The 4,271-nt window shown below is 66.1% G+C and carries 3 protein-coding genes; all 3 read left to right on the top strand.

The features are described from left to right. The coding region (locus EN914_RS26330; RefSeq protein ID WP_164778911.1) for an RsmB/NOP family class I SAM-dependent RNA methyltransferase at nt 1–1,002 on the top strand (1,002 nt) is incomplete at its 5' end. Nucleotides 1,003–1,149: 147 nt separating this feature from the next. Continuing rightward, entirely contained in the window at nt 1,150–2,874 is a 1,725-nt protein-coding gene (locus tag EN914_RS26325; protein WP_013529012.1) for a heparinase II/III family protein, read from the top strand. Between the two features lie 86 nt (nt 2,875–2,960). Further along, a partial coding sequence (gene purH / locus EN914_RS26320) for a bifunctional phosphoribosylaminoimidazolecarboxamide formyltransferase/IMP cyclohydrolase (RefSeq protein WP_127389353.1) occupies nt 2,961–4,271 on the top strand: 1,311 nt, incomplete at its 3' end.

The raw sequence follows: 4,271 nt of genomic DNA, 5'->3' as shown, positions 1-4,271 counted from the left end.
GCGGTGACCCATGCCAAGTCCGATCCGCGCACGGTGCGGTTCTCCGGCCTCGTCAATGGCGTGCTGCGCACACTGGCACGGGCCAAGGAAACGGAATTGCCTGCCGCCCTTGCCGCCACCGACGAGGCGCCCAAATGGTTTTCCGACAGGCTGAAGACTACCTACGGCAACGAAAAGGCCAGACAGATCCTCGAAGCGCACCGCGTTGAGGCGCCGGTCGACTTCTCGGTCAAGGCCGATCCCGGACTCTGGGCCGAAAAACTCGGCGGCATCGTCCTGCCGACCGGCACGGTGCGGGTCGAGAATCTTGTCGGTCCTGTCACCGAATTGCCTGGCTTTGCCGAGGGCGCCTGGTGGGTCCAGGACGCCGCGGCCAGCCTGCCCGCCCGACTGTTCGGCGATGTCACGGGATTGCGGGTTGCCGATCTCTGCGCCGCGCCCGGCGGCAAGACCGCGCAGCTGATCGTTGCCGGCGCGAAGGTCACCGCCATCGACACGTCAAAAAACCGGCTTGCGCGGCTGACGCAGAATCTCGACCGCCTCGGCCTGTCCGCCGAGATCGTCCAGGCCGACCTGCTCAAATACGAGCCGAAGGAATTGTTCGACGCCGTTCTCCTCGACGCACCCTGCTCGTCGACCGGCACGGTGCGGCGGCATCCCGACGTGCCATGGACCAAGACTTCGGCCGATGTGGAAAAACTGGCCGACCTGCAGCGCAGGCTGCTCGCCCGCACTGTGACGCTGGTGAAGCCCGGCGGCAGGATCGTCTTTTCCAACTGTTCGCTCGATCCGCTCGAAGGCGAGGATCTCTGTCGCGCCTTTCTCGCCGGCACGCCTGAAATCACCAATGATCCGCTGCTGCAAGGCGAGATCGCCGGCATCGATCCATTCCTGACGCCGCAAGGCACGCTGCGCACCACGCCCGCCGACCTGGACCTCGGCGCACCGGAACGCTCGGGCCTCGACGGCTTCTTCGCCGCTCGCATGCGGCGAGCCGGCTAGGGCTTGAACTGCCGGATTTGCTGCCTTTTTTAGGCAGGACCGGCGGCAGAAGCAGGTGAACCGGCCCGGGCTCGTGGAATTCGCCTTCGCACGAATCGTGCAATCATGTAGACTCGGCGCCGGGGTAGAGGACGATCAGGAGGGGTTTTGGCACTGGCTGCCAGCAGCACGACGCGTCTGTGGACGCTTGTCGCGAAGGAGTTCTGGCGCAAAACGCGCCGGCGCCTGCGCGCCGGGCCTGTCTATCGCTGGCGCTATTCCGGCCGCACCCCGGAACGTGTGCTGATCGCACCGCCGGACCTGCGCCTCGCCGACCCGCAGATCGCACTCGAGATCTATTACGGCCGCTATCCCCTGTCGGGGCATCTGGTCGAGACCGGCGGCAAGTCGCCTTTCCAGATCAACGTGCCCAATCACGGCTGGCAGAAGACGCTGCACGGCTTTCGCTGGCTGCGCCATATGCGCGCCGCCGGCACGGAGCTTGCCGCTGCCAATGCCCGCGCCCTGGTCTCCGATTGGATCACCATGCATGGCAGCCATATTTCCGGCATCGCCTGGGAGCCCGGCACGACGGCCAAGCGCATCATCGCCTGGTTGCAGCACTCCTCGGTCGTATTGCAGGGCGCCGAGTTCCCTTTCTACCGCGCCTTCCTGAAGTCGGTTGCCATGCAGATCCGCTATCTCAGGTCGATGGCGCGCGAAATGCCCGACGGCAAGGACAGGCTGCGGGCCCGCATCGCGCTCGCCTTCGCTGCCTTGTCCCTGCCGGCGCCGGCATCGGCGCTGCGTGGCGCGACCCGCAACCTTGCCGAGGAACTCGACCGCCAGATCCTCGCCGATGGCGGGCACATTTCGCGCAATCCGATGGTCGTCCTGGAAATCCTCGCCGACCTTCTGCCGCTGCGCCAGACCTATGCCAACCAGGCGGAAACGCCGCCGCAGGCGCTGATCGGCGCCATCGACCGCATGCTGCCGGCGCTGCGCTTCTTCCGCCATCAGGATGGCAGCCTCGCCCGCTTCAACGGCATGGGCGCCACCATCCACGACCGCATCGCCACCATCCTGCGCCACGACGACACCGCTGGCGCGCCGCTGCTGCATGCGCCGCATTCCGGCTATGAGCGCCTGTCTATGGGCGGCACCACGGTCATCGCCGACACCGGCCCGCCGCCGCCGGTCGACGTGTCCAATGCCGCACATGCCAGCTGCCTTGCCTTCGAACTGTCGTCCGGGCGCCAGCACTACATCGTCAATGCCGGCATCGACACCTACGGCGCGGCTGAATTCCGGCCGCTGGCGCGCGCCACCGCCGCGCACTCGACCGCCACCATCAACGACACCTCGTCGGCGCGCTTCAGCCACTCGTTGCGCGTCAACGACCTGCTCGGTTCGCCGTTGATCGGCGGCCCGCAGCATGTGCAGTGCAAGCGCACCGATCAGAAAGGCGTTCAGGGTTTCATCGCCCGCCATGACGGCTATGTCGCGCGCTTTGGTTTCCTGCATGAGCGCGAGCTGAAGCTGTCGTCGAACGGCAATGTGCTGGCCGGCCGGGACCGCTTCCAGCGCCCCGGCAGTGCCGCGATCCGCAACAATGGCCGCGACTTCGTCACCGTCCGCTTCCACGTTCATCCCGATGTCAACCTTTTGCAGGACGAGCATGACCGCCTGGTGCTGGCCGCCGATCAGGCCGACACCTGGGTGTTCACATCGGCCGAAGTGGTGCCGGAGGTCGAGGAATCGATCTATTTCGCCGGTCTTGGCGGCCCGCGCCGCAGCCGCCAGATCGTGCTTGCCTTCAAGGCCTCGGAAATCGCCGAAGTCCACTGGCAGCTGACCCGCACCAGCATCGCCGGTTATCCGGAAAACAACTGACCTACCTGACCGCCGGTTTGATTTCCGGGCGGCATGTGCTACGGGCGCGGGCATCCACCACACCAGTCGTGAAAGGCCGCCAGCCCATGGCCGTCGCCGCCAAGAACATTCCCGCACCAGACCTGGTTCCCGTGCGCCGCGCCCTGCTCTCCGTTTTCGACAAAACCGGCCTCATCGATTTCGCCAAGGCGCTGGCAGCCGCAGGCGTCGAGCTGGTCTCGACCGGCGGCACGGCAAAGGCGATCTCTGACGCGGGCCTTCCGGTGCGCGACGTCTCCGAGCTCACCGGCTTTCCCGAGATCATGGATGGCCGCGTCAAGACCTTGCATCCCGGCGTGCATGGCGCGCTGCTTGGCGTGCGCGACGATCCGGAGCATTCAGCGGCAATGCGCAAATACGGCATCGAGCCGATCGATCTCGTCGTCTCCAATCTCTATCCGTTCGAGGAGGTCCGCCGCTCCGGCGCCGACTACGCATCGATCGTCGAGAACATCGACATTGGCGGCCCGGCCATGATCCGCGCCTCGGCCAAGAACCACGCCTATGTCGCCATCGTCACCGATCCCGGCGACTATGCCTCGGTGCTGAACGCGCTGGAGATGAACATCGGCTCGCTGTCGCTGGATTTCCGCAAGAAGCTGGCCGCCAAGGCCTTCGCCCGCACCGCCAGCTATGACGCGGCGATCTCCGGCTGGTTCGCCGAAGCGCTCGAGATCGAACACCCGACGTGGCGTGCCTTTGGCGGCAGGCTGGTCGAGGTGATGCGCTATGGCGAGAACCCGCATCAGAGCGCCGGCTTCTATATCGATGGCGACAAGCGGCCGGGCGTCGCCACGGCGCGTCAGTTGCAGGGCAAGCAGCTGTCCTACAACAACATCAACGACACCGACGCCGCCTTCGAGCTGGTCGGCGAGTTCGATCCGGCGCGTTCCGCCGCCGTCGCCATCATCAAGCACGCCAACCCGTGCGGCGTTGCCGAAGGCACCTCGCTGAAAGCCGCCTACGCCAAGGCGCTCGCCTGCGACCCGGTTTCGGCCTTCGGCGGCATCGTCGCGGTCAACCGCACCCTCGACGCCGAGGCGGCGGAAGAGATCGTAAAAACCTTCACCGAAGTCATCATAGCGCCCGGCGCCACTGACGAGGCAGCGGCCATCGTCGCGGCGAAGAAGAATTTGCGCCTGCTGGTCACCGGTGGGCTGCCGGATCCGCGCACGCCGGGCACGACGGTCAAATCCGTCGCCGGCGGTCTGCTCATCCAGGGCCGGGACAACGCTGTCGTCGACGACCTCGAACTGAAAGTGGTGACCAAGAGGGCGCCGACGCCGGTCGAAATGGCCGACCTGAAATTCGCCTTCCGCATCGCCAAGCACGTCAAGTCCAACGCCATCGTCTACGTC

Origin of the sequence: Mesorhizobium sp. M7A.F.Ca.CA.001.08.2.1, assembly GCF_003998455.1 — a bacterium.
In the GTDB taxonomy this organism is placed as follows: domain Bacteria; phylum Pseudomonadota; class Alphaproteobacteria; order Rhizobiales; family Rhizobiaceae; genus Mesorhizobium; species Mesorhizobium ciceri.
This window is presented reverse-complemented; position numbering and strand designations above follow the sequence as displayed.